Here is a 23097-nt window from a genome sequence, read left to right as displayed (position 1 = left end):
CCCCGCCGCCGGGGCCATTCGCCGCCAGCAACCACGAAAGGAACCGCTCATGTTGAAGAATCATCTGGCTGCTGCAGCCGCCTTTTTTGTCGCCGTGGCCCCGGCCGCCGAGCTGATGGCCGGCGAACTGCATGGCCGCGCCTGGAGCTACAATGTCCGTGGCAGCAGTTCGGCCATGAGCCGCGCGGCCATGATCTGGCAGGCCGAGCAGGCCGATCAGCAATCTGCCGCCGCTACAGCAGGAGGCGCTGCCGTCGGCGGTATCGGCGCAGGCGGTACTGGCGCAGGCGGTTTCGGCTCGACCGCCAACTACAGCATCATCACCGTCGTGCTCGATGACGGCGCTACCGGCGATGTCGACGTCCTGACCCATCAGGACAGTGTCGGCGACCAGAGTGCCCAGGCGGTCAGCATCCGGGAGCAGACCGGCGATACGATGTCGATTACGACCCCATAAGATCAAAGGCTTGACGGGGATTACCGGAAATCAACCTGAAAATCCCGCCGCGCGGCATTACCTCTCCTGTCTCGGGAAGACGGGAGGGGTATTGTGCCGAAGACATCGTGTCTGGTGATTTCGCCGTATGAGCTGATCGGGGATTTGTTCGAGGGCCTGCTCTCGGCGAATGGCTATGAGGTAGTCGGCCGCGCTGCCGACCCGCAAGCAGCCCAGCAATGTGTGCTTGATGCTCCCGCCGTCATCGACATTGTGGTCCTGCTCTTCTGTACCGAGACGACCTGCCAGCCGGAACTGATCGGCTGGCTCGGTGAGGATTATCCAGGCACCAGCGTTCTCGTCGTCACGACACGATCCGAGCCCGATTTTCTCGCAACCTGCATCAGCGCTGGCGCCGACGGCTATCTCCATGCCGACATGACCGCCGCCGGCTTCCTTGCCTCCATCGAGTTGTTGAAGGCCGGCGAGAAAGTCCTGCCATCCCGGTTGGCGACGGAAATCCGACAGGGTGAGATCGTGGTGGCCGCCGCAGATGAAGCATCGGGATCGACGCTGCAACCAGCCGTTCTCAGCGATCTGGAGGGCGAGATTATCGCGCTGGTGGCCCAGGGTGATTCCAACAAAATGATCGCCACAACATGTGAGCTTACCGAGGCAAGCGTGAAAATGTATCTGCGGCAGATATTCGCAAAGCTCAGTGTCCAGAACAGGGCGCAGGCGGCAGCGTGGTTTGTTGATAGAAATTCCCAGTTCTCCCCTGCGCAGGCGAAGGTGTAATGCCTCGAGCCATAAAAGTTCACAAGCTCTTCTATCCGGATTGTTACAAGTCCCTTCAATTCACCTTTCTACATTGCCGACTGTATTATTCGATTTCATGCTAGAGGCGGCTGCCTGGATTGCATTCTTGTTCAGTATAAGGCTGAGAAGGCCTTTCCTGCCTGCAAGGTGTCCGGCCTGGAATCGGCGAGATCAGCTTCGCCACCGGATCAATGGTCTGGACCGGAAATGGCCGGAGAGGTTTCTCAGCGCGACCGATGTGCCTCTGAATTTGAATATTCGTTTAAAGGCCACCGGAACGACGATCGTTGCGATGGCAGAGAGGGCCGGGGTCGGCGATGTGGCGTGGGCGGCGCTTGAACGCCTGGGGCCGAAAGTCACGCATCAGGCGGCTGTCGATGTAAGTGTGGGGTGTGAGAGAGAATATCGCTCGAGATGGCTCTGCAAGAATGCAATTTTCGCTGCCCCGGAGATTTGCAGACAAGGTGATTGTCTGAACCTGGATAAAATTCCGCTTGACCTTGTAGTTGACTTCAGGGGTTAGGTTGGATCGAGGAGGCGATAGATGCCATGAACATCGGGAGTGTCGCACGCCAAAGTGGCGTCACCGTCGAGACGCTGCGCTACTATGAACGTGAAGGACTGATTGTATCGGCTGGCCGTGATGCGAACGGGTATCGACGCTTCGAACAGGAAGCGGTTCGGCGCGTCCAATTTATCAAGCGTGCCCAGGAGGCCGGCTTTTCGCTCAAGGATATCAACGGCCTGCTGTCCTTCCGGGCCAGCCCCACGACATCCTGCCCCGACATCCGTGAGCTTGCCTTGCTCAAAATCGACGAGATCGACGCGAAAATCGCCGCGCTGGCCAGGATGCGTACAGTCCTGGCGACATGGGCGGAAGAATGTCGCGATACCGCGACGATATCGGAATGTCCGATCCTTGATGCCTTGGAAGCGCGTGAGGAACCCTGAATGCCGTCCGTAGAACTCGTTTACGAAAACACCTGTCCAAATGTCGAAGCTGCGAGGGCACGGCTGGCGGAGGCATTCCGGGCCGCCGGTATCGCGCCGGTCTGGTCGGAATGGGAAGTCGGCAATCCGCAGGCACCAGAGCATGTCCGGCGTTTCGGCTCGCCGACCATCCTGGTCAACGGGAAGGATATTGTGGCATCGCCAGATGAAGACGCGGGCTCGTGCTGCAGGATTTATGCGCTGAATGGCGACGAGCGCGGCGTGCCGCCACTGGACGCCGTCGTCGCGGCTCTTGTCGTCAGCTCAAAAAGCGCCGAGCAACCGCGAAGCTTCCGCCTCAATGCTGCGGTCCTTCCGGTCGTTGGAGCAGCGCTGCTTCCCAAGCTGAGCTGCCCGGTATGCTGGCCCGCCTATGCCGGACTGCTGAGCAGCTTCGGGATCGGATTTGTGGACTACACCCCTTATCTGCTGCCCTTGACGGTTGTCTTCGTCAGTGTCTCGGTTCTGGCGCTCGCCTGGCGGGCGCCGAACCGGCGCGGCTATGGACCCTTCTGGCTTGGCGCCATGGCTGCCGCAGCGATCCTGATCGGGAAGTTCGGCTTCGACAATGACGTTGCCATGTACGCCGGCGTCGCCCTTCTGGCGGCGGCATCGGCCTGGAACACGTGGCCCAGAAGAAGCAGCATGAAATTGGAAGTAGTCTCCTCGTGCCCGGCTTGCAGCGAATAGTATCCACAATTCCAGCTGACGCCGAAGTCGCGGATCGATTTGTGTAAAGTACGACTAGCGCCGCTCGAACAGACTGTACTGGAACCGCTGGATAGCCTCGCCCGGTGTCTTGTGCGCTTCGGTCGTTGACTGGATCAGGCTGTAATCGCTGCCAAGGGCCTCCGAGAGCGTCTGCGGACTGTAGCGTTGCACCGGCAGGCCGCTGCACCGTTCCGGTCCGTCGAGGTTGAAGGTTGCGATCACGATGCGGCTGCCGGGCTTCGTTGCTTGGCTCAGGGCTGCCAGATAGGCCGTACGGCCCGCAGGCTCGACCAGGAAATGGAAGACCGCCCGGTCATGCCAGACATCGTATTGCCGGGTCGGCGACCATGCCGTGATGTCGGCGATGACCCAGCGGACCCTGTCGGCACGTTCCCCGAGCCGCTTCCGTGACTGGGCCAGGGCGCTGTCGGCAATATCGAGGACAGTGACATCGGCAAAGCCGCGGTCGAGCAGTTCGTCGGCCAAACGCGATGCACCGCCGCCGATGTCGGTGATTGCGGTTGTGGCCGGATCGGCGCCGGGCAGTATCCAGTCGAGAGACTGTTTGGGCGAGGTCTGGAACCAGCTGACCTCAGATTCGGCTTTGCGGTTGTAGACATCGGTCCAATGACCTTTGCTCAGTTGCTCCGGCACCGGGCGGCATCCTTTCGGTTCACGGAAGATAACGATCCGCAGATCAATATAGAGGGCGAGTCTCGTTCCTCAAGGGCAGTCATGGCCGGCCGATCGTTCTTCCTTTAACGAGCGCGTAGATTGCCGGTATTACGACAAGGGTCAACAGCGTTGACGACACCATGCCGCCGATCATGGGGACCGCGATGCGTTGCATCACTTCTGATCCGGTTCCCTCGATCCACAGCAGCGGCAGCAGCCCCGCCATGATAGTGACGACTGTCATGGCCTTCGGCCTGACCCGGTCTACGGCGCCGTCCATGATCGCTTCATCGAGGTCGCTGCGAGTGATCGGGCGGTTTTCGGCGGCGGCGCGCCGCCGCCGGTCGGCCAGAGCCTGATCCAGATAGATCAGCATGATCACGCCGGTTTCGGCTGCCACTCCGGCCAGGGCGATGAAGCCGACGGCAACCGCGACGCTGAAATTGTAGCCAAGATAGTACATCAACCACAAACCGCCCGTTAAAGCGAAGGGTAGAGACAGCATGACAATCAGGGTTTCGCTGAGGCGTCGGAAGTTGAGGTAGAGCAGCAGGAAAATCAGGGCGGCCGTTACCGGAATGACGATTGTCAGTCGCGCCTTTGCGCGCTCCAGATATTCGAACTCGCCGCTCCACACCAATTGGGAAGCTTTGGGCAACTGCACCTGACCGGCGATGGCCCGTTGGGCGTCAGCCACGTACGACCCTATATCGCGACCCTGGACATCGATATAAACATAAACGGCAAGTTGAGCGTTCTCGGTGCGGATGCTGACCGGTCCTTGGCTGAGCTGTATCGACGCCACCTGACCGAGCGGCACCATGCCGCCATTTGCTGTCGGGACCAGGACCTGGCCGGCGATGGATTGCGGGTCGCTGCGCAGAGCGCGTGGATAGCGTAGGTTTACACTGTACCGCTCGCGCCCCTCGACGGTGGTGGTCACGGTTTCACCACCGAGTGCCATGGCAATGACGTCCTGAAATTCGCCAATGGTCGTTCCGTAACGGGAGAGCGCTGTGCGGTCTGGTTCGACCGTCAGGTAATAGCCGCCGATCACCCGCTCGGCAAAAGCACTGGAGGTTCCAGGTACCGTTCGCAGAATGCCCTCGATTTGCTTGGCTAACCGATCCATCGTCACAAGCTCGGTGCCGAAGATCTTCAGTCCAAGAGGTGTTCGGATACCTGTCGACAGCATGTCGGTACGCATCTTGATGGGCATGGTCCAGGCATTGCTGACGCCGGGCAGCTGCAATGCCCGGTCCATTTCCTGGACGAGACGATCGACCGTCATGCCTTGGCGCCATTCACCGGGAGGTTTCAGATTGATCACAGTCTCGAACATTTCGGTCGGCGCCGGATCTGTAGCGGAGCCGATTCGGCCTGCCTTCCCGAATACCGATGCCACTTCCGGAAAGGTCTTGATGATCTTGTTCTGTGTCTGCACCAGTTCCGCCGCCTTGGTGATCGAGAGGCCGGGTAGGGTCGTGGGCATGAACTGGATCGTACCTTCGTTCAGCGTCGGCATGAATTCGGTGCCGATCCGCGACAGGGGAATCCAGCTCAGCCCCAGTACGACGAGGGCGAATGCGATGGTTGCAAAGCGAGCCTGCAGGACCGCAGCAATGACCGGTCGGTATATCGCAATAAGCAGCCGATTCATCGGGTTGCGTCGTTCCGCAATGATGCGGCCGCGGATCAGCAGCACCATCAATGCCGGCACCAGGGTGATGGAAAGCAGCGCGGCGCCCGCCATGGCAAAGGTCTTGGTGTAGGCCAGCGGCTTAAACAGCCGGCCCTCCTGCGCTTCCAGCGAGAAGATCGGCAGGAAGGAGACTGTGATGATGAGCAGGCTGAAGAAAAGAGACGGGCCGACCTCCACCGCCGCTTCGGTCAGGACTGCGACACGATTTGCATCCGGTCCGGCCCGTTCCAGCCGCTTGTGAGCATTCTCGATCATCACGATGGCGGCATCGACCATGGCGCCGATGGCAATGGCAATGCCGCCAAGGCTCATGATGTTCGAGGTTATGCCGAAGAGCCGCATCATTATAAAGGCGAATAATATGCCGACGGGAAGGGTAATGACGGCCACCAGCGCGGAGCGGACATGCAGTAGGAACAGGATGCAGACGAGTGCCACGACAATGGACTCCTCGGTCAACGCCCGCTTCAGGGTCTCTATGGCGCGCAGGATAAGATCGGACCTGTCATAGACCGGGACGATACTGATGCCCTCCGGCAGGCTGGTCTTCAGCTTGGCAAGCTCGGCTTTGGCATTGGCGATGACCGACAGGGCATTCTCGCCAAACCGCTGTACGACCGTACCGCTGACGACTTCGCCTTCACCGTTCAATTCGGTAATGCCCCGGCGTTCGTCCGGCCCGATCTCGACGCGTGCAACGTCGCTGAGCCGGACGGGTGTTCCATCCGAGGCTTTGAGGACTATGCTGGAAAGGTCGGCCGGGCCACGCAGGTATCCCCGGCCACGGATCATGAATTCGGTTTCGGCCATTTCGATGACCCGGCCGCCGGTATCCCGGTTGCTTTGCCGGATCGCCTCGGCGACACGACCAAGTGGAATGCCGTAGGATTGCAGCTTTCGCGGATCGACGACCACCTGATATTGCTTAACGAAGCCACCGGCGGACACGACCTCGGCGACGCCCTCAGCCTTGGCAAGCTGGTAGCGTATGGTCCAATCCTGAAGGCTGCGCAATTCTGCCAATGTGAGTTGCACACCAAGCACGGCATACTGATAGACCCAACCGACGCCGGTAGCATCGGGGCCCAGCGAAGGCGTGATCCCGGCAGGCAGGCGCCGGGCTGCAAAATTGAGGTATTCGAGCACGCGGCTGCGGGCCCAGTAGAGATCCGTGCCTTCCTCGAAGATGACATAGACGAACGAGACGCCGAAATACGAGAAACCACGTACGACCTTCGAACGTGGAACGTTGAGCAATGCGGATGTCAACGGATAGGTGATCTGGTCTTCCACGACCTGTGGCGCCTGGCCGGAATAATCGGTGTAGACGATGACCTGCGTGTCGGAGAGGTCCGGAATTGCATCGAGCGGAACCTGGCTGACGGCCACGACGCCGGCAGCGGCCAGAAATCCACAGGCAAACAGAACAAGAAAGACGTTGCGTGTCGACCAACGGATCAGGGCGGCGATCATTTCGTCACCTCGACGTTTCCGTTGCCTTCGGTAAATCGGCTCAGCGCAGCTTTTATGTTGGATTCGGCATCGATCAGGAAATTTGCACTGACGACGACGGGCTCGTGCTCAGCAAGACCTTGCAGTATGGTGACGTATCCATCGCCGTGGGCACCGAGCTGGACTTCACGCGGCTCGTATCTACCGCCCCCCCGGTCCACCAGAACCACTTGTCGGTTTCCGGTATCAAGGACAGCACTTTGAGGAACCGTAATTGCGTCGATCGCTGCCGCTGTCTGCAATTCAACGGTGGCATACATGTCGATTTTCAGTGCGCCATCGGGGTTTGGAACTTCAATACGGACCTTTGCGGTGCGGGTTTCGGCGTTGAGGCCCGGATAGATGTAGTCTACACGGCCACTGTAACGGCGACCGGGATAGGCGTTGACGGTGAAGTTGACGGAATCTCCAGGTTTGACAAGGCCAAGATCCTGCTCGAAAACATCCGCCATAACCCAAACCTCACGATCATCGACAAGCCGATACAGGCGCTCACCCGGCATCAGGCGCATGCCTTCAACGGCGGCTTTTTCCAAAACGATCCCCTGCACGGGAGAAAGAAGGGGGATTTGGCGGCTGACGGTGCCTTCCTTGGTCAATCTGTCGAGCACAGTCTTGGGAACATCAAGGTTTCGCAACCGCAGCAATGCGCCAGCGACGAGCCGGTCGGCATCGATCTGCCCCGGATCTCCTTGCTGGGTTCCGTCCCGCAGCCGTTTGGCGATGAGGTATTCTTCCTGCGCCTGGACGAGAGCGGGGCTGTAAATCAGTGTCAGAGTCTGGCCTGCCTTCACCGGTGCGCCGGTAGCGGCAACGGGCAGCTTCTCGATCCAGCCCTCGAATTTTGTGGTTACGTCCATCTGGCGCCGCTCGTCGAACTGGACCGTCGCCGACGCGCGAACTGGCCGCATGAGGTTCCGCCTTTCCGCCGGTTCCGTGCGAACCCCCAGATTTTGCACGCGTTCAGGATTGATGGTGACGGTGCCGGCATTGCCGGCCGCTTCTCTCTGGTAGACAGGGATGTAGTCCATTCCCATTGAGTCCTTCTTCGGAACCGGCGACACATCGGGCAAGCCCATCGGGTTGCGGTAATACAGTGGCTTGTTCTCCGTTGCTGGTGACGTAGCTGTTGCCGCCGTTGTATCGCTTATCGCAGCCGGCGGCCGGGTCGTTTCCGTCACGCGGGTTGCGATCGGATGGTTGTTTCCGGCCCAGTAGCCGGCCGCCGCAGCCGTGAGAGTTGCCGCAACACCAACAACAAGGAAATGGGAGTTCTTCATAGCTCGCCTCCAACGTCGCGCTCGATCTGTGCCAGCATCTCGCGCTGGGCGGACTGCACTTGAACTTGCTCCAGACCGAGGTCGCGCCAGCGGCTCTCCGCCAGCAGGACATCGGTCACCTGCCCGTCGCCCTGTTCAAGCGCCCGCAAGGCCGTTTCAGTGGCGGCCTTGGCCTGCGGCAAGGCTTGCCGCATCAGCAGGATCTCGATACGGCGCTGGGTGGCGAGAGCTGCCAGTGCCTCGCGCAAGCCGGCCGCAAGATCGAGATCGATTGCAGTGCGCCGCGCCCGTGCAGCGGAGGTCTCTGCCGTTGCCTCGGCCTGCCTGGCGTCACGCAAGCCCCAGCGCAGCGGGATGTTGAAAGACACAATGCCTTCGTAAGCCCGTGGCCTGCCATCTTCCTCGACGGCTCTTACCCCGAGACTGACATCAGGAATCCATTCGGCATCGGCCAGGCGCTTTTTCTGCTCGCCGCTGGCGATGCGAGTCGCCTGCTGCGCGAGGTCGGGATTCCGCTCGCGTGCCAGTACCAGAAGACTGTCGGCGTCGATGCCGTCCATAAGGGGAAGCGGTGCAAATCCCGGCGGCGGCAGTAGCCCGGTTGCGGAGTCCAGTCCCAGCAGGCCGCTGAGGCGGGCGTCCAGCTGACGCTGTTCGCCCCCCAGACGGCTTGTTTCGATCTCGTTCCAGCTCAGGTTGAGCCGAACGGCAAGGGCCGTGTTCTGGGTGCCGCGCCCCTGTGCGTAGGCGTGATCGGCCAGCTCGACAATATGTCGCAGCAACGCATGCTGTTCCTGCAGTAATCGCATGCGGGCGACGGCCGCATAGCGCCTTGCCTGCACAATTTTGACCCGCAGAGCCAGGTCTTCGGCAAGCGAGCGACGCCGGCCATCGGTTTCATCCTTTTCGGCATCGGCAATGGCGCGCCGCAAGGTCCGCTTGCCGCCAAGGGGGAATCGTTGCTCGATCTTGTAGGTGCGGTTGCTGTCCTGGTTCGACCAGGCCGATCCCGGCCAGGTATTGTTGTTGAATTCGATCATCGCCTCCGGGTCGGGCAGGCTGTCGGCGGCGGAGGCGCGGGCGGCTGCGGCATCGGTTTCGAGTGTCGCGGCGGCAACGTCCGGGTGCTGGCTGCGGACATAGGCCAGCATGGCGCCGAGGTCGGCACCGAGCGCAGCTTGAGCGAGGGTATTCCCGGCCCACAATGAAAGAAGCAAGGTGGCGCATACATGCGCGCACCGCAGGCTGGCGGTGGACATGATCAACTCCGTCAATGGCAAATGAGGGCCCGCGATGCGGGCCGGCGGTCAACTGCCGAGAGACGGACGCGGAGGCTCGGTTACGGGGGGCGTCAGCCAGCTGGAAAAGGCGGCCGGCCGGTTGGTGAAAACCACTGGTTCAAGCCGGACCGAAGGTAGAGGCGCGGAAAGGGCCATGCCCTGCAGTTGCGGGCAGGCGGTTTTACAGCCCATCGATGTGGCCGGGTTGCCGTTGGGGCAGCACGGCATGCCCGTTGCGCTGGCAGTAGCCTCGGCGCCGCCGACAGGCGAATTCATGTGATCCTGGCTAATGCATTGCGCCGACACCGGGGCAAGCGGCGCCAGTCCGAGGGACAGCGCGGCGGCAAGGGTCAAGATGCGAGCTATGCGAAACATTCGCCAAGGAAGATAGCGGGCGGTTGAGCTTTTACCAGCATCAGACCTCGCGTTGGTCACCCGATCAGCGACTTGTGACCGATCCTATGGACTTGGCGCGTCGCTGAATTGCCGATCCCGACCATGGTCATGGCGGTGGGCGATTCAGTGATGCACCAGGCCGGGTTTTGGACATGCTGGCTGGTCAGCGTCTCCAGCTGGAAGGAGGCAGCTTGGCCGCAGAACGTGGTGTGAATGGTATTATATCAGTTGACATGTAACAGTCGTTACATTTAATTCGTTCCATGTCTCCAAGCTCCTGGCTGCTGCTGACCTACAAGGTGCCGCCCGAGCCCGCCAAGGGCCGCGTGGCGCTGTGGCGGCGCCTGAAGGGCATGGGGGCTGTCTACCTGCAGAGTGGGGTCTGCCTGCTGCCCAAGACCGACGACCATGTCCGTCGCCTGAAGATGCTGGAAAACGACATCGCCGGGATGCAGGGCGAGGCTGTGATCCTCGAGACCGTGGCGCTGGACCGCGGGCAGGAGGAGAAGGTGCTGGCCCGCTTCAAGGCCGACCGCAACGAGGAATACCGCGAGTTCCTCGGTCGCTGCGCTGATTTCGAGGCCGAGATCGCCAAAGAGATCGCTATCAACAAGTTCACCTATGCGGAGCTTGAGGAAGAAGATACAGACCTCAAGAAACTCCAGGGCTGGCTGCAGAAGATCGAGAAGCTCGATTTCTACGGCGCCCCGCTGCGCGAGGACGCACGGTCCCAACTGCGCGCTTGCGAGGCCCTGCTCGATGCCTATGCGCAGCGCGTGTTCGATGCTCATGATGAAAACCGCTGATACTACCGTTGACGGCACGGATAATGGCGCGCTTGCCAGCCTGCGGCAGATTCCGTCCGGCATCTGGGCGCTGGGCTTCGTGTCGCTGCTGATGGACACGTCGTCGGAGATGATCCATGCCCTGCTGCCGGTCTATCTGGTCTCAGTGATGGGAACCTCGATGCTGACGGTCGGTGTGATCGAGGGACTCGCCGAAGCGACGGCCTCGATCACCAAGGTCTTCTCCGGCGCCCTGTCGGACTGGCTGGGCAAACGGAAGCTGCTGGCGGCTTTGGGCTACGGGCTTGCGGCCTGCACCAAGCCGATCTTCCCGCTGGCACCGACCGTCGCCTGGCTGGTCGCCGCCCGCTTCATCGATCGGGTCGGCAAGGGCATCCGCGGTGCCCCCCGCGACGCCCTGGTGGCCGACATGGCGCCACCGGCGCTGCGCGGTGCCAGTTTCGGCCTGCGCCAGTCGCTGGACACCATCGGGGCCTTCCTGGGGCCGCTGCTGGCCATCGGCCTGATGTGGCTGACGGCCGACCATTTCACTGCCGTCTTCTGGATCGCCGTCATCCCGGCCTTCATGGCGGCCGGGCTGATCATCTTCGCCGTGCATGAACCGGACGACCATCGCTCGCGGGTATCGAAGGCACGCAGTCCGCTGAGCCGGGCGCAGTTGTGGCGGCTGGGTGCGGAATACTGGTGGGTTGTCGCCGTTGCCACGGTCTTCACCCTGGCTCGGTTCAGCGAGGCGTTCCTGGTGCTGCGGGCGCAGGGCGCGGGCCTGCCGATCATGCTGGTACCGTTGGTCCTCGTGGTGATGAACGTCGTCTATGCCGGTGCCGCCTATCCGCTGGGCGCGCTGTCGGACCGCATGAACCGCATTTCGATGCTGGCGCTCGGACTGGTCGTGCTGATCGCCGCCGACCTGGTTCTGGCCTTCGCGCCTAATCTTGCTGTCGTCGGGATCGGCATTGCGCTCTGGGGTCTGCACATGGCGATGACCCAGGGCTTGCTCGCGGCACTCGTGGCGGACACCGCGCCGGCGGAACTGCGCGGTACGGCCTACGGCATGCTCAACCTGCTGTGCGGCCTAGCCATGCTTGTCGCCAGCGTGCTGGCCGGGGCGCTGTGGGATGTGGCGGGGCCGGGAACGACATTCCTCGCCGGGGCGGGGCTGGCCGGGTTTGCCCTGGTCGGGCTGCTGCCCGTCCGCGGCAGGCTCGCCGGCCGGTCCAACGATCAAACGGCCGTATGATGCGGGCACCGTAAATGGAGAGTCCGGAGCAGCATGTCTAATTTATATCCCCTCGATGTTCTGTTCACGCAGGCCATTAATGGCCTCGCAGGCCATGTCGCCCTGCTCGATGTTTTGATGATCTGGACCTCGAAGATCGGTGTTCCGGTACTTGTCCTGACCGTCGCCGCGCAATGGTGGCGCCGTGCCGACCGGTTTCATATGCGCCATGTCCTCGTTGTATCCGGCCTCTCTTTTCTGCTCGGGCTGGGGCTCAACCAACTGATCCTGCTCCTCGTCAACCGGGTGCGCCCTTACGATGTAGGCGTTTCGCATCTTCTGATCGGACCCAGCGCCGATCCTTCATTTCCCTCCGATCACGCGACGGCAACCATCGCCATTGCTGCGGCGTTTTTCGTGCACCGGGCATGGCGGCCCGCGGCCGGATATTTTGCGGCGGCGCTACTGATAATGCTCTCACGCGTGTATATTGGGACGCATTACGTGAGCGATGTTCTCGGTGGTGCGCTGACCGGCGCTGCGGCAGCCGTACTTGTGCGAAATCTCTATCGCGAAGGAACCCTGGCCGACCGATTTCTGACCAGACTATTGTGAACCCGCGTTAATCGAAGTGCAGACCCTGGGCGGTGCAGCGATGCGAGCCGTTTCCAGCCAAAAATGGAAAGCGTTGTGAGAGCTGTGTGTGGACAACACGGATCATCTAGCTGGGGGCCACAATGACCAACAGTGCCTCATCCATGTCCGGGATAGGCTTTGCCATGGGATCCGCCACCCTGTTTGGCGCCAGCACGCCCTTGGCCAAGCTTCTGCTGGGCGGCATTTCGCCCTGGCTGATGGCCGGTCTGCTGTATCTTGGTGCGGGGATCGGCCTTGCGGCGGCACGGCTGCTGTCGCGGTGGCGCGGGAAGCCGGGATCGGAAGCGCCCCTGAAAGCCGCCGATCTGGGCTGGCTGGCAGCGATCATTCTGTTCGGCGGGGTGGCCGGGCCGGTGCTGCTGATGCTGGGACTGGTGGCGACAGCGGCCTCGACAACGGCCTTGCTCCTCAATCTGGAAGGATTGGCTACGCTCGCCATAGCATGGCTGGTCTATCGGGAGAATGTCGATCTGCGCATCGGGATCGGTGCGGTGGCCATCCTGCTGGGCGCAGTCATCCTATCCTGGCAGGGCGGCATCGGACATGCCGGCTATGGAGCCGTGGCGATTGCCAGCGCCTGCCTCTGCTGGGGCATCGACAACAACCTAACCCGGAAGCTGTCATCATCCGACCCGGAACAGATTGCCATGATCAAGGGGCTTGTAGCCGGCGCAGTCAACCTGCTGATCGGCCTCTTGTGGCGAGGCGACGATCTGCCGGCAACAGGGCCGTTGCTCGTCACGCTGCTTCTGGGATTCCTGGGCTATGGCATCAGCCTGGTGCTGTTCATCTACGCCCTACGTTATCTTGGCTCTGCTAGGACCGGCGCCTATTTCTCAACTGCGCCATTCATCGGCGCCGTCGTCGCCATTGCGATCTTCGGCGAAGCGGTTTCCCTGCAGCTCGGCGTTGCCGGCCTGTTGATGGCCATCGGTCTGTACCTTCACCTGGCCGAGCGGCATGAGCACGAACACCGTCACGAGGCAGTGCTGCACGATCATGCCCACGTCCATGATCCGCATCACCAACATGCCCATGGTCCCGGCGACCCAGCCGGCGAACCGCATGCACATGCCCACCGGCACGTCGCCATGGTGCACCGGCACCCACATTACCCGGACCTTCATCATCGTCATGGGCATGGATGCAGGTCGGAGCCGGCATCGTAGGCCGGAGCACTATGCGAACAGCCGGCGAGTGTATTCGCTGGCCGCTGCTGGCTGTCGGCCTCAAAACCAGAAGCGCACGCCGATGACGAAGCTCAGGTTGCCCGGGTCTTCGGCACCCTCTTTGACATAAGAGGCGGTCTGGCCGAGTCGCCGTTCATAATTCACGCCGATATACGGAGCGAATTTCCGGAATATATCATAGCGAAGGCGACTGCACGATTACGACAAAAGACACAAGTCACGCGAAAGGTCAAAAGGCGGCGACATAGGCAAGGGTCACCATGTAGATGAGCGCCCGAGGACAACAGCACGTGTGACGGCTTCGTCGGGGCTTCTGGCGCGTAGCGAATACGCCCCTGGCAGATCGAGGATGTCGACGCTTCGGTCGGCCCTGGTGGTGAAGCTGCCCGCTTTCCATTCAACCGCAACGCCAGGATAGTTGGCGACCTTCTGGTGGCTGCTCCTGAGGGCGTTGAACAAAGCCGTCTTGCCACAGTTCGGGCAGCCGACCAGGGCGATCACAGGAAATGTTGGTGTCGTCATTGGTTGTTTTCAGCGCTCGATTTTGGCGAGGACGAGGTTGGCGTCCCGGCGGCGCAAGGCGATCGTCGCGTCGTCGACACGGACGGCGATCGGGTCGCCGCCGATCGGGCCCTGATGCAGAACTTCGACATGCGCGCCTTCGACAAAGCCAATTTCGATCAGCCGGCGCTCGAGCTCGACTGCTTCCGAGGAAGCGGCCTCACCAACTGCGGCGGCACCCACACCGACCACGAAGCCAAAGAACCCCTTGGCTGCACGACCCAGAGGGATCGTGTCATTGGCTTCAGAGCAGAAGTCTGCTGTAAGGGACATTTTTGCGATTAGTCCGGAAAGCTTCTGTGCATTGGTTGCCCCCGCCGGGGAGCACGGCGAGACGCTAATTATTGGCAGTCTCATTCGCAGGCGCGCATCACCGCTGGCCCGCTTACAAATTCGTAAGCTTGGAGAATGCGCTACGACAGAAGCCGCGGATTAGGTTCCCAGGATAACCCATAAAGAACCGTGTGATGATTGTCATCCCATCTAACGCGCTGCCAAGCCTTGAAGATCGGGTCGACAGCAATTCCGAATGCCCGCCTTATATCCCTCACCTCATGGCGGCCGGCTCTGAAATGCCGACCGACCCGCTCCACGAACGTGCAACCGACTCTCCTTCCCAGCCGGTGACCGGCATCGAGGCCGGAGCCGACGAGGCTCCGGAACTGTCGGTTGTCATTCCGGTGCACAACGAAGCCGCCAATATCCGCAGCCTGCTGGACGAAGTCTGTGCCGCGCTGCGTGGCCGCATGCGGTTCGAGATCGTCGTCGTCGATGATGTCTCGACCGACGAGACCCCAGCCATTCTGAAGGCGGCCCGCCGTGACATGCGGGAATTGCGGGCGCTGCGCCACCGCCAGAATGCCGGTCAGTCCATGTCGGTGCTGTCGGGCGTACGCTCGGCCCGTGCGCCGGTCATCGTCACGCTCGACGGCGACGGCCAGAATGATCCGGCCGATATTCCGGCGCTGTGGCAGACCCTGAAATCGGCGCCCGATGGCGGCCGCGGCCTGCTGCTGGCCGGCCATCGCGTGCACCGGCGGGACAGTGCCATCAAGCGCCTGTCGTCGAAGATCGCCAACGCGGTGCGCTCGGGCCTGCTCGGCGATGCCACGCCCGACACCGGCTGCGGCGTCAAGATGCTGCACCGCGACCTGTTTCTGCGGTTGCCGGCCTTCGATCACATGCATCGCTTCCTGCCGGCGCTGGTGCTGCGCATGGGCGGGCAGGTGCGCTCGGTGCCGGTCAATCACCGGCCGCGCGGCGGCGGCGCCTCGCATTACGGCACCTGGGGACGGCTGAAAGCCGGCATTGTCGACATGATCGGCGTGATCTGGCTGAAACGCCGCTGGCGCGACTGCGGCGGCATCAACCATTTATATTGAGGCAGTTGGTTCATACTTGGCAATTGCAGCCGGAAAGAGCCGCAACGCTAAAGCGGCACTCGCCGGCCCTGCCACCTGTCGCAGCAGGGCCGGCGGTCACCCGATCGCCATGAGAGGGAAGTCAGGCGCGGATATCGACGGTGCTGTTGGACTTGCTCTGGACGGGAGCGGCAACGTCTTTGCCAGTCGCCGCTTCACGGGCTTTGGTGGCGGCAGATTCTGTGCGCTCATCGTCCGCTTTTGCCTGCGCGGTCACAGGCACTTGGTAGGTCGTGCCAGAGGAGATCGAACTGATCGACATGGGATATCGCCTTTCTAGCGTTGGATATGTCGCAGAAAAGATTTTAGGCGCAGCCGGTGCGACACGCCAATTACAACGCCATGCGACATAGTGTACGCCACGGCAAGCGTCCTTCGGACTGGCAAAGATTGTGCGGCGCAGAAATGAACGGAATTTTCTATTATCTTCCAGATACTTCGTCTGCCCACCCGTCTTTGGCGAAGCAAAAGGATCGGGATCGGCCCCGGCATACCGCCAGATTACAAATTCGTAAGGTTCGTTGAGGGATAGGCTGCACACGCATCTGTCTGCTCGTAGTGACAGTCGACATCAGCGATCGGCGCTGTAATCCGCTGAAGGCCGAAAGTCAGCAAGACACACTGCCGGCGCCGGGATTGCGAGACCGATGTGCCAATATCGGGCAGACCAGTGACCGCGCGCTGCATCACCTCATTGCGGACATGTGAAGCTACGACACCTTACAGATATTTAACTCTCCGCCGACGTTCCTCCAAGGCTATATCCGGCACGTTACCTGGAGTGCCTGATGTCTGTGCTTCCCCATCCCAGGAGACCTTACAAATGAAGCCTCAACCCAGTTCGATTTCCGCGTTTGACCATGCTCCCGCAGCCAACAAGGTGGCACAAGTCACGCTCGCTTTCTGGATCATGAAGATCTGTGCCACGACGGTTGGAGAGACGGGCGGCGACCTGCTCTCGATGACGCTGAATGTCGGTTACGCCGCCAGTTCGATCATCCTCGTCAGCTTCTTTATTGTTGCCCTGATCGCCCAGCTGAAGTCCAAGTCCTTTCATCCGCTGTTGTTCTGGGCCGTGATTCTGGCGACCAGCACTGCCGGCACCACGATCTCCGATTTCATGGACAGGTCGCTGGGCCTTGGCTACGCGATCGGTTCTTCCATCCTGATCATGTTGCTGGTTCTCGTGCTGGCAGTCTGGCGGCTGAGCACTGGATCGCTGTCGGTCCGGCATATCCAGGACCCGAAGACCGAGGTGTTATACTGGATGGCTATCCTCGTCTCGAACACGTTGGGAACGGCGCTCGGGGACTATCTCGCGGACAGCTCTGGGCTTGGCTACGGCCTCAGCAACCTGGTGATCTCCGGTGCCATTCTGCTGATCCTGCTTGCTTACCTCGTCACGCCATTTTCCCGGACCGGTCTCTTCTGGGGTGCTTTCGTTCTGACGCGTCCCTTCGGCGCCACTATGGGCGATCTTTTGACCAAAAGTCCCGACCACGGCGGCATGGGCTTTGGCACGACCGGCGCGACGGCGATCCTGCTGGCCATTCTGATCGTGGTGATGCTGGTCCATGGCCGGGCCGGCCGCCGCGAGAAGGCCCCACGCGTGTCCGAGCAGTTCGAGGGGACCGCGGACTAACGAAGCTGGCATCTCCTCGCTGCCGCCTGAAATCGGCGTCGGAAGCCGTCCGGTTTCCGGCGCCGATCGCGCCCTGAAGCGTCGGCCCGAAGTTTGCTCTCTCGCGCTGACTCCCGCTTCCTTACAAAAAGTTAAACTTCGGGCAAAGGCGAAAACAGCCTGCAACCCTTAGGGTCGGCCAGAGATCGGCCGCCGGCAGCGCGGCCCAGCATGAGCAGGATTGGACAGGTGGACCCATGACGGAGTCAGATCGTCACACTGTATCGGCAATGATGAACAAGGTGCCTGCGGTAACCATATTCTTCTGGATTATCAAGGTGCTGGCGACAACTGTAGGTGAGACTGCCGCCGACTTCTTTTCCGGATGGCTGGACCTCGGCCTCAGCAATACGTCGTACATCACGGCTGCCCTGCTGGCCGCCGCTCTCGTGTATCAGCTGTTGCAGCGGAAATACGTCCCTTGGGCCTATTGGGTGTCGGTGGTCCTGATCAGCATTGCCGGCACACTCATTACCGACAAACTAGTCGACGATCTTGGCGTCAGCCTCGAGACGACGACGGCTGCGTTCGGTGTCGCCTTGCTGCTGACATTTGCCACATGGTACGCCATAGAGAAGACACTCTCGATCCACACCATCTATACGACCCGGCGCGAACTGTTCTACTGGCTGGCCATCCTGTTTACCTTTGCACTTGGAACGGCGGCTGGCGACCTGGCGGCGGAAGGTCTCGATCTTGGATTCGGCCAGTCGGCGGTGATCTTTGCCGCGTTGATCGCATTGATCGCCGGCGCGCATTTTTTCCAGAAGTTCGATCCCGTTCTGTCGTTTTGGATCGCCTACATCCTGACCCGCCCGCTTGGAGCATCCTGCGGCGACCTGCTGTCTCAGCCGATCAGCGACGGCGGACTTGGCTTCGGCACGATATACACAACCGCATTGTTCCTGGCAGTCATTATCGGCTTGGTCGTCTATCTGACGATATCGCGACGCGACGTCGATACTCAGTCGCTGGCCGGCTCGGCCGGCGGCGGAAGACACCTCCCATAGTCGTGGGTTGCAGTATATATTTAAATATTATCGAAAATTCAGGAACGAACGGTGAAGATACTGGTTATTGAAGATAATGCGGAGATGTCCGGGCACATCGCCAAGAGCCTGCAGCAGCATGGACACATCGTGGACCAGACCGCAGATGGACGGGATGGACTGTTCCTCGCAGCCAGCGAACCCTATGACGTCATTATTGTCGATCGGATGCTGCCCAAGCTCGATGGCCTGAATGTGGTGAAGACATTGCGCGGCAGCGGTGTCAAGACACCAATCCTGTTTTTGACCGCTCTCGGCGGCATAGATGATCGCGTCGAAGGGCTTAATGCCGGCGGCGACGACTATCTGGTCAAGCCATTTGCCTTCGCCGAACTGCTTGCACGAATCACAGCGCTGGCGCGGCGTCCCGCGCCGGCCGAGCAGCTGACCGCCCTGCGTATTGCCGATCTGGAAATGGACCTTCTGAAACGCACTGTGGCGCGCGGCGGCAAGACCATCGATTTGCAGCCGCAGGAATTCAAGCTGCTGGAATATATGCTCCGCAATGCCGATCGCGTCGTAACCCGGACCATGTTGCTGGAGAATGTCTGGCACTTCCATTTCGATCCGCAGACGACTGTAGTCGAGACCCATATCAGCCGCCTGCGCGGCAAAATCGATGCCAATTTTGAATTTCCGCTGATCCACACGATCCGCGGAGCGGGATACTGCCTGCGTGATCATTCCTAGACATTTCCGGACGCTCGGCTTCCGCCTGTCGATGCTCTACGCCGGGCTGTTCGTCGTCTCAACCGGTCTGCTGTTTGGTATTGTGTACTGGATCGCCGCACAGGTTCTGCAGCAGCAAAACGTCACGATTTTGCAGAACGAAGTGGCGGCCCTCACGGAAGGGGTTGCTCCGCCCTCGGCCAATGGTGTTGCCACGGAGATTGACCGGCGCTTACAGGAGGGAAAGTACCGACCGCTTTACTATCGCCTGGAGACCAGTGCCGGAAACAAGCTGAGCGGGAACCTACCGGCCCTGCGCCTCCAACCCGGCTGGCATAAATTCTCCTATCCGGTCGGCCAACTCACCAGCTACCCGCCCGAAGACGAGGACGAGCATACCATACGCCTGCTCGGCCTGACCTCGCGGCTGCCGTCCGGGGACCTGCTGTCCGTGGCCGTCGACACCTATCGGTCAAGAGAGGCGAAGGAAGCAATCATCCGTGCATTTTCCTGGGCTGCGGCTGCCGGTCTGATCCTGGCTCTCATTGGTGGCCTGCTGCTCAGCCGCGGCTTTCTTCGTCGCATCGACGCCATAAACAGGGCGACCCAGGCTATCATGGATGGCAACCTGAGCCGCCGCATTGAGGTTATAGGGGGAGGCGACGAGCTGGATCGCCTCAGTTCCAATCTCAATGAGATGTTGGATCGGCTGCAGGCCCTGATGGAGGGGTTACGTCAGGTATCGAACGACATCGCACATGATCTGCGAACCCCGCTCAGTCGTCTCAAGCAAAGACTGGAGGATGTGCAGGCCGCGGACACGACACGGGAAGGCTATCGGATCGCCACAGGGTTGGCCCTTCAGGACGCCAGCGAGGCGCTGACGACATTCAGCGCCCTGCTGCGGATCGCTCAGATAGAAGCCGGCACTAGGCGGTCGCAGTTTACCGAGATTGATCTTTGTGAACTGCTTACCGATCTCGCCGCCACCTATGGTCCGGTAGCCGAGGATCTCGGAAAGACAATCTCGACAGAATTGACGCCAGCTGTTCGCATCCAAGGCGATCGCGAGCTGCTCACCCAGATGTTCGTCAACATTATCGAGAACGCACTCAGGCACACCAACCAAAGTGCGTCTGTCTCGCTGGTTCTTCGCATGCTGGATGGCGTGCCTACAGCAGAGGTTGTCGATGACGGCCCCGGCATACCGCCGGCGGAAAGAGAGAAGGTATTCAGGCGGTTTTATCGTCTGGAAGGTAGCCGGAGCACTCCCGGCAACGGTCTGGGGCTGGCACTAGTCGCAGCGGTCGCCGAGCTGCACCGCATACGCATATCGCTCGAAGACAATCAGCCAGGCCTCACCGTCCGGCTGTCATTTCCAATCGATTTTTAACCAAGGCCTGCAAGAAAAATTCGGATAGTAGATGAACTCTGATGAAATCGCCGAACTTGTGCGGCGGCTGAATGTTCGATACGGATGCCAATCGATACGGGCGTTGAGAGCGACATTATCTGAATTGGGTACCGCTGGAAGCACAGGTCCCAACCGAACTCCTATCAAACACTAAACTTAGTAGTCCGCATTTGCCTTTTAAGCGTCCAGTGGGACGTAGATTCCCGGTCGTTATCGCTTTGACAAAGTTTATCGAAGAGTGACGTCTGGACAAGAACATTGCCTTTGCTGTGCGCCATTCGACTTCGACTTCTGGCCTATAGGTCTCACGCTCTGGCAGTTTCTCCAGATATCTGAGGAATGCTTCCACGGTTGGTCTGTGAAAGAGCTGCATGCGATGATCCAATTGTAAGGAAGGATCTGCGAGTGCAAAGACATGATGATTATAGAACGCCTGAATTTGATGGCGATCTGCTATGTTCAAGGCCTCGGACAATTCATGAGCAGATATGCATTCTTTAAGGCAGCGATTAAGCCATTCGACCTCGGATTTATGGATATAAATTGATCGCTTCCATTTTATGCGCGGAAACAGGCTGCCTGGATATTCTCGTCTTCTGGTCAATGTAATTTTCGAAATCCCCAACCGTAGTGCGACGTCAGCCAGATTTTCGTATTCTTCGAGGTTTACCGCAGAACCGTTTCTGGCTTGTGCTATCTGGTGCTGTCGTTCATAGCCCCACAGTGCAGCAATAGCCATCCGCCGCACGTGTGGATACTTGCTTCGAATGAAGTGTTTGTGAAAAGCGCCAGATTTCATAGATTTCGCCGATTTTGGGCGACTGAATTCCTGATCCAGTACCTTCGAAATCGAACTATGCCAATTTTCACATATCTCGAATCCGATCAGCAGTCTTTGCTCCATTTTGCGGCGCGCGGTGTTGCGGCCTCTCTTGCGGATAGGTTCCATGGCTCGACCGAAACACAGAATCAACGCCACCGCATCTGACAAACCGATCCCCTGCAGAACTTCTGGCACGTCTTGTGGAACAGTCGTGCCGTCAATGCCGCCAATAAGCGATAGCAGCCTCCCGACAATTGGGCCAGACTGTTCTGAGTTAGGTGCTAACGGATGAATGCTCTTGCCGCATCCTGCGCAAATGCCCTCAAGGACCGAGCCGAGATTCAAGCGGTGGAAGCATGTTTCACACCGGGATACCAGCCGGCAGTTATGAATGGGACAGACCGTCACGAATGCAAGATGCCAGACTAGGAGATGAGTTTTTCTTTCCCGGGTGCAGGACGGGCAGAAATATTCTTCCATTGCATTGATGTCGTGGCGGGCAATCATCTGTCCGCGACACATGTGTGATCCGTCATCTCGCTGCGGGAGCCGCATCGCATCCAGGCTTGAGAGCGATATTCGGAGTTTCTCGGCTAGAAAGGCCAAGTTCTGGGCAACTAGAAGATGCCTAACGCTTTCGGATGGAAATGCATCGGGAAAAACGTCGTACATCCAGGCTGGCGATCGATAGCCAAGGACGTGCCCGAGGCGGGTGAGGTAGCCATAAATGCTCTCGCCAGGGATCGGGTCGGATTTGAGAAATAACGTGTAGCTCATCCAAGCAAGTCTTTTATTCGCAACGCGGCGTGGTTGTTGTTGCCTCGGGCCCGGATGGCCCGGGTACTGATATCTCCTTGATGTGAGGACGGTTCTGGTTGATCACCGGCAGAAAACGGGTTGAGGCCAGAATCGGTGACATTGAAAATACGCGAGTAAACATCGTGTAGCGTTTGTCTGGTGATGCAGTTTTCTTTCCGCTCGATAGCCAACAGAAGGGCTCGATCGAGAAGTCCGGTGATGCGGCCTATCAGGCCCTCTGTAGCCGCATGGATGCGCGATGCTAAATTTTCATCTGCAAGACCAGAAGGAAGAGGAAGGTTCATGGCCTTCTCAAGGCCCTCCAACATGGCTTTGAAGATTTGAAAATCTGTCCGGTTGGTGATGCTGTATGGCTGAAACCGATGAACAGCAAACGAGCGACGTTGGAGTTGCTCGTTGACTCTTAGGACACTCGCAGCCGCTTCTGTTCCAACAAGAAGGATAGGGCAGATGTTTGCGTTCAGCAGGCTTTTGAGCCAATCGGCTGTCTCATAGGCGGCATAATTACTTCGAACCTGGTTGGACAGGTGTTGGAATTCATCAAGGACAATCAGGCTGACGCGCCGCAGACGAAGACCGTAAAGTACACGCTGCGTCATCTCCTGTTGGCTTCCGCGCCACGGCTTCGGATCGCCTAGTGCCGTTAATAAGGTCTCGGCAAGGCCCTTGATGGTGGCGTGTGCCGGACACTCGACGATAAGGATGGGAAAGGTTGTGACTTCGATGCCATCCAGTTCGTATGTGGATATAGGCTGGGTTTTGAGGTAGCCGTGTTTGTAATACTGGACAAGCCGCGTCTTGCCTGACCCCGATGGACCGAAGAGACCCATGCACTGGGAATGCGTGATGCCTTTCCCGGTCCGATGCAGGCAGCTGATGGCCGTGAGTATCTCCATCAGCGGCGGGTCTTTCACAAAGATCTTGCGGAAGCCGAGGATGCGGGAATCATCAAGAACATCGAGGGCGGAGGTAGTTGGCTCAGACATT

Annotated in this window: 22 protein-coding genes and 1 pseudogene; 13 read left to right on the top strand and 10 right to left on the bottom strand. The window is 59.8% G+C overall.

All coding sequences use genetic code 11. The features are described 5' to 3' along the window. Nucleotides 1-49: 49 nt before the first annotated feature. The 4 genes from ACFOOQ_RS00755 to ACFOOQ_RS00740 all read left to right on the top strand — a co-directional run bounded on the left by ACFOOQ_RS00755 (nucleotide 50) and on the right by ACFOOQ_RS00740 (nucleotide 2935). Entirely contained in the window at nucleotides 50-457 is a 408-nt protein-coding gene (locus tag ACFOOQ_RS00755; protein ID WP_379720288.1) for a hypothetical protein, read from the top strand. Nucleotides 458-550: 93 nt separating this feature from the next. Continuing rightward, on the top strand, nucleotides 551-1234 hold the full coding sequence (locus ACFOOQ_RS00750; protein WP_379720285.1) for a LuxR C-terminal-related transcriptional regulator: 684 nt from the start codon (nucleotides 551-553) through the stop codon (nucleotides 1232-1234). A gap of 570 nt (nucleotides 1235-1804) precedes the next feature. Continuing rightward, nucleotides 1805-2206 (top strand): heavy metal-responsive transcriptional regulator, encoded by a 402-nt coding sequence (locus ACFOOQ_RS00745; RefSeq protein WP_379720282.1) that lies wholly within the window; start codon nucleotides 1805-1807, stop codon nucleotides 2204-2206. Next, nucleotides 2207-2935 carry a MerC domain-containing protein gene (locus ACFOOQ_RS00740; RefSeq protein WP_379720279.1) on the top strand — a complete coding sequence of 243 codons (729 nt, stop codon included), beginning with the start codon at nucleotides 2207-2209 and terminating at the stop codon, nucleotides 2933-2935. Nucleotides 2936-2989: 54 nt separating this feature from the next. Here ACFOOQ_RS00740 and ACFOOQ_RS00735 read toward each other — a convergent pair whose 3' ends face one another. The 4 genes from ACFOOQ_RS00735 to ACFOOQ_RS00720 form a co-directional block, all read right to left on the bottom strand. Next, nucleotides 2990-3610 (bottom strand): class I SAM-dependent methyltransferase, encoded by a 621-nt coding sequence (locus ACFOOQ_RS00735; protein ID WP_379720276.1) that lies wholly within the window; start codon nucleotides 3608-3610, stop codon nucleotides 2990-2992. A 79-nt stretch (nucleotides 3611-3689) separates the two neighbouring features. Further along, a complete protein-coding gene (locus tag ACFOOQ_RS00730; RefSeq protein WP_379720273.1) occupies nucleotides 3690-6806 on the bottom strand; it encodes an efflux RND transporter permease subunit in 3117 nt (1038 codons plus the stop codon). Then, nucleotides 6803-8125, bottom strand: a complete 1323-nt coding sequence (locus ACFOOQ_RS00725) for an efflux RND transporter periplasmic adaptor subunit (protein ID WP_379720270.1) — start codon at nucleotides 8123-8125, stop codon at nucleotides 6803-6805. Before ACFOOQ_RS00725 ends, ACFOOQ_RS00730 begins: the two co-directional genes overlap by 4 nt. Next, nucleotides 8122-9384 carry a TolC family protein gene (locus ACFOOQ_RS00720; RefSeq protein WP_379720267.1) on the bottom strand — a complete coding sequence of 421 codons (1263 nt, stop codon included), beginning with the start codon at nucleotides 9382-9384 and terminating at the stop codon, nucleotides 8122-8124. The genes ACFOOQ_RS00725 and ACFOOQ_RS00720 overlap by 4 nt, the downstream gene beginning before the upstream one ends. A gap of 680 nt (nucleotides 9385-10064) precedes the next feature. Between ACFOOQ_RS00720 and ACFOOQ_RS00715 the strand changes: the two genes are divergently transcribed. The 4 genes from ACFOOQ_RS00715 to ACFOOQ_RS00700 all read left to right on the top strand — a co-directional run bounded on the left by ACFOOQ_RS00715 (nucleotide 10065) and on the right by ACFOOQ_RS00700 (nucleotide 13652). Then, on the top strand, nucleotides 10065-10607 hold the full coding sequence (locus ACFOOQ_RS00715) for a Chromate resistance protein ChrB (protein ID WP_379720264.1): 543 nt from the start codon (nucleotides 10065-10067) through the stop codon (nucleotides 10605-10607). After that, the gene (locus ACFOOQ_RS00710) at nucleotides 10591-11847 is read left to right on the top strand and encodes an MFS transporter (protein WP_379720261.1); all 1257 of its coding nucleotides are present in this window, start codon (nucleotides 10591-10593) and stop codon (nucleotides 11845-11847) included. The genes ACFOOQ_RS00715 and ACFOOQ_RS00710 overlap by 17 nt, the downstream gene beginning before the upstream one ends. A gap of 33 nt (nucleotides 11848-11880) precedes the next feature. Beyond that, a complete protein-coding gene (locus ACFOOQ_RS00705; protein WP_379720258.1) occupies nucleotides 11881-12441 on the top strand; it encodes a phosphatase PAP2 family protein in 561 nt (186 codons plus the stop codon). A gap of 122 nt (nucleotides 12442-12563) precedes the next feature. Beyond that, entirely contained in the window at nucleotides 12564-13652 is a 1089-nt protein-coding gene (locus ACFOOQ_RS00700; protein WP_379720255.1) for a DMT family transporter, read from the top strand. Nucleotides 13653-13712: 60 nt separating this feature from the next. On the opposite strand, the pseudogene ACFOOQ_RS00695 reads toward ACFOOQ_RS00700, so the two are convergent. The 3 genes and pseudogenes from ACFOOQ_RS00695 to ACFOOQ_RS00685 all read right to left on the bottom strand — a co-directional run. Beyond that, nucleotides 13713-13853 (bottom strand): annotated as a pseudogene (locus tag ACFOOQ_RS00695) (copper resistance protein B); the annotation flags it as partial. A 75-nt stretch (nucleotides 13854-13928) separates the two neighbouring features. Then, nucleotides 13929-14195, bottom strand: a complete 267-nt coding sequence (locus ACFOOQ_RS00690; RefSeq protein WP_449265791.1) for a FeoB small GTPase domain-containing protein — start codon at nucleotides 14193-14195, stop codon at nucleotides 13929-13931. Nucleotides 14196-14204: 9 nt separating this feature from the next. After that, on the bottom strand, nucleotides 14205-14507 hold the full coding sequence (locus tag ACFOOQ_RS00685) for a FeoA family protein (protein ID WP_379720252.1): 303 nt from the start codon (nucleotides 14505-14507) through the stop codon (nucleotides 14205-14207). Between the two features lie 299 nt (nucleotides 14508-14806). Between ACFOOQ_RS00685 and ACFOOQ_RS00680 the strand changes: the two genes are divergently transcribed. Then, nucleotides 14807-15616, top strand: coding sequence for a glycosyltransferase family 2 protein (locus tag ACFOOQ_RS00680; protein WP_379720249.1), 810 nt, complete (start codon nucleotides 14807-14809; stop codon nucleotides 15614-15616). Nucleotides 15617-15737: 121 nt separating this feature from the next. Here ACFOOQ_RS00680 and ACFOOQ_RS00675 read toward each other — a convergent pair whose 3' ends face one another. Continuing rightward, nucleotides 15738-15917, bottom strand: coding sequence for a hypothetical protein (locus ACFOOQ_RS00675; protein WP_379720246.1), 180 nt, complete (start codon nucleotides 15915-15917; stop codon nucleotides 15738-15740). A gap of 561 nt (nucleotides 15918-16478) precedes the next feature. Here ACFOOQ_RS00675 and ACFOOQ_RS00670 point away from each other — a divergent pair. From ACFOOQ_RS00670 to ACFOOQ_RS00655, 4 genes are all read left to right on the top strand, one after another. After that, nucleotides 16479-17297, top strand: coding sequence for a COG4705 family protein (locus tag ACFOOQ_RS00670; protein ID WP_379720243.1), 819 nt, complete (start codon nucleotides 16479-16481; stop codon nucleotides 17295-17297). A gap of 236 nt (nucleotides 17298-17533) precedes the next feature. Continuing rightward, nucleotides 17534-18346, top strand: a complete 813-nt coding sequence (locus ACFOOQ_RS00665) for a COG4705 family protein (protein ID WP_379720240.1) — start codon at nucleotides 17534-17536, stop codon at nucleotides 18344-18346. A gap of 51 nt (nucleotides 18347-18397) precedes the next feature. Further along, the gene (locus tag ACFOOQ_RS00660; protein ID WP_379720237.1) at nucleotides 18398-19075 is read left to right on the top strand and encodes a response regulator; all 678 of its coding nucleotides are present in this window, start codon (nucleotides 18398-18400) and stop codon (nucleotides 19073-19075) included. Next, nucleotides 19062-20447, top strand: a complete 1386-nt coding sequence (locus ACFOOQ_RS00655) for a sensor histidine kinase (protein ID WP_379720234.1) — start codon at nucleotides 19062-19064, stop codon at nucleotides 20445-20447. Before ACFOOQ_RS00660 ends, ACFOOQ_RS00655 begins: the two co-directional genes overlap by 14 nt. A gap of 115 nt (nucleotides 20448-20562) precedes the next feature. Here ACFOOQ_RS00655 and ACFOOQ_RS00650 read toward each other — a convergent pair whose 3' ends face one another. Beyond that, complete coding sequence (locus ACFOOQ_RS00650; RefSeq protein WP_379720231.1) at nucleotides 20563-22068, bottom strand: TniQ family protein; 1506 nt, start codon at nucleotides 22066-22068, stop codon at nucleotides 20563-20565. After that, on the bottom strand, nucleotides 22065-23096 hold the full coding sequence (locus ACFOOQ_RS00645) for a TniB family NTP-binding protein (protein WP_379720228.1): 1032 nt from the start codon (nucleotides 23094-23096) through the stop codon (nucleotides 22065-22067). The genes ACFOOQ_RS00650 and ACFOOQ_RS00645 overlap by 4 nt, the downstream gene beginning before the upstream one ends. Nucleotide 23097 lies beyond the last annotated feature (1 nt).

The organism is Ferrovibrio xuzhouensis, from assembly GCF_042648965.1.
In the GTDB taxonomy this organism is placed as follows: domain Bacteria; phylum Pseudomonadota; class Alphaproteobacteria; order Ferrovibrionales; family Ferrovibrionaceae; genus Ferrovibrio; species Ferrovibrio xuzhouensis.
This window is presented reverse-complemented; position numbering and strand designations above follow the sequence as displayed.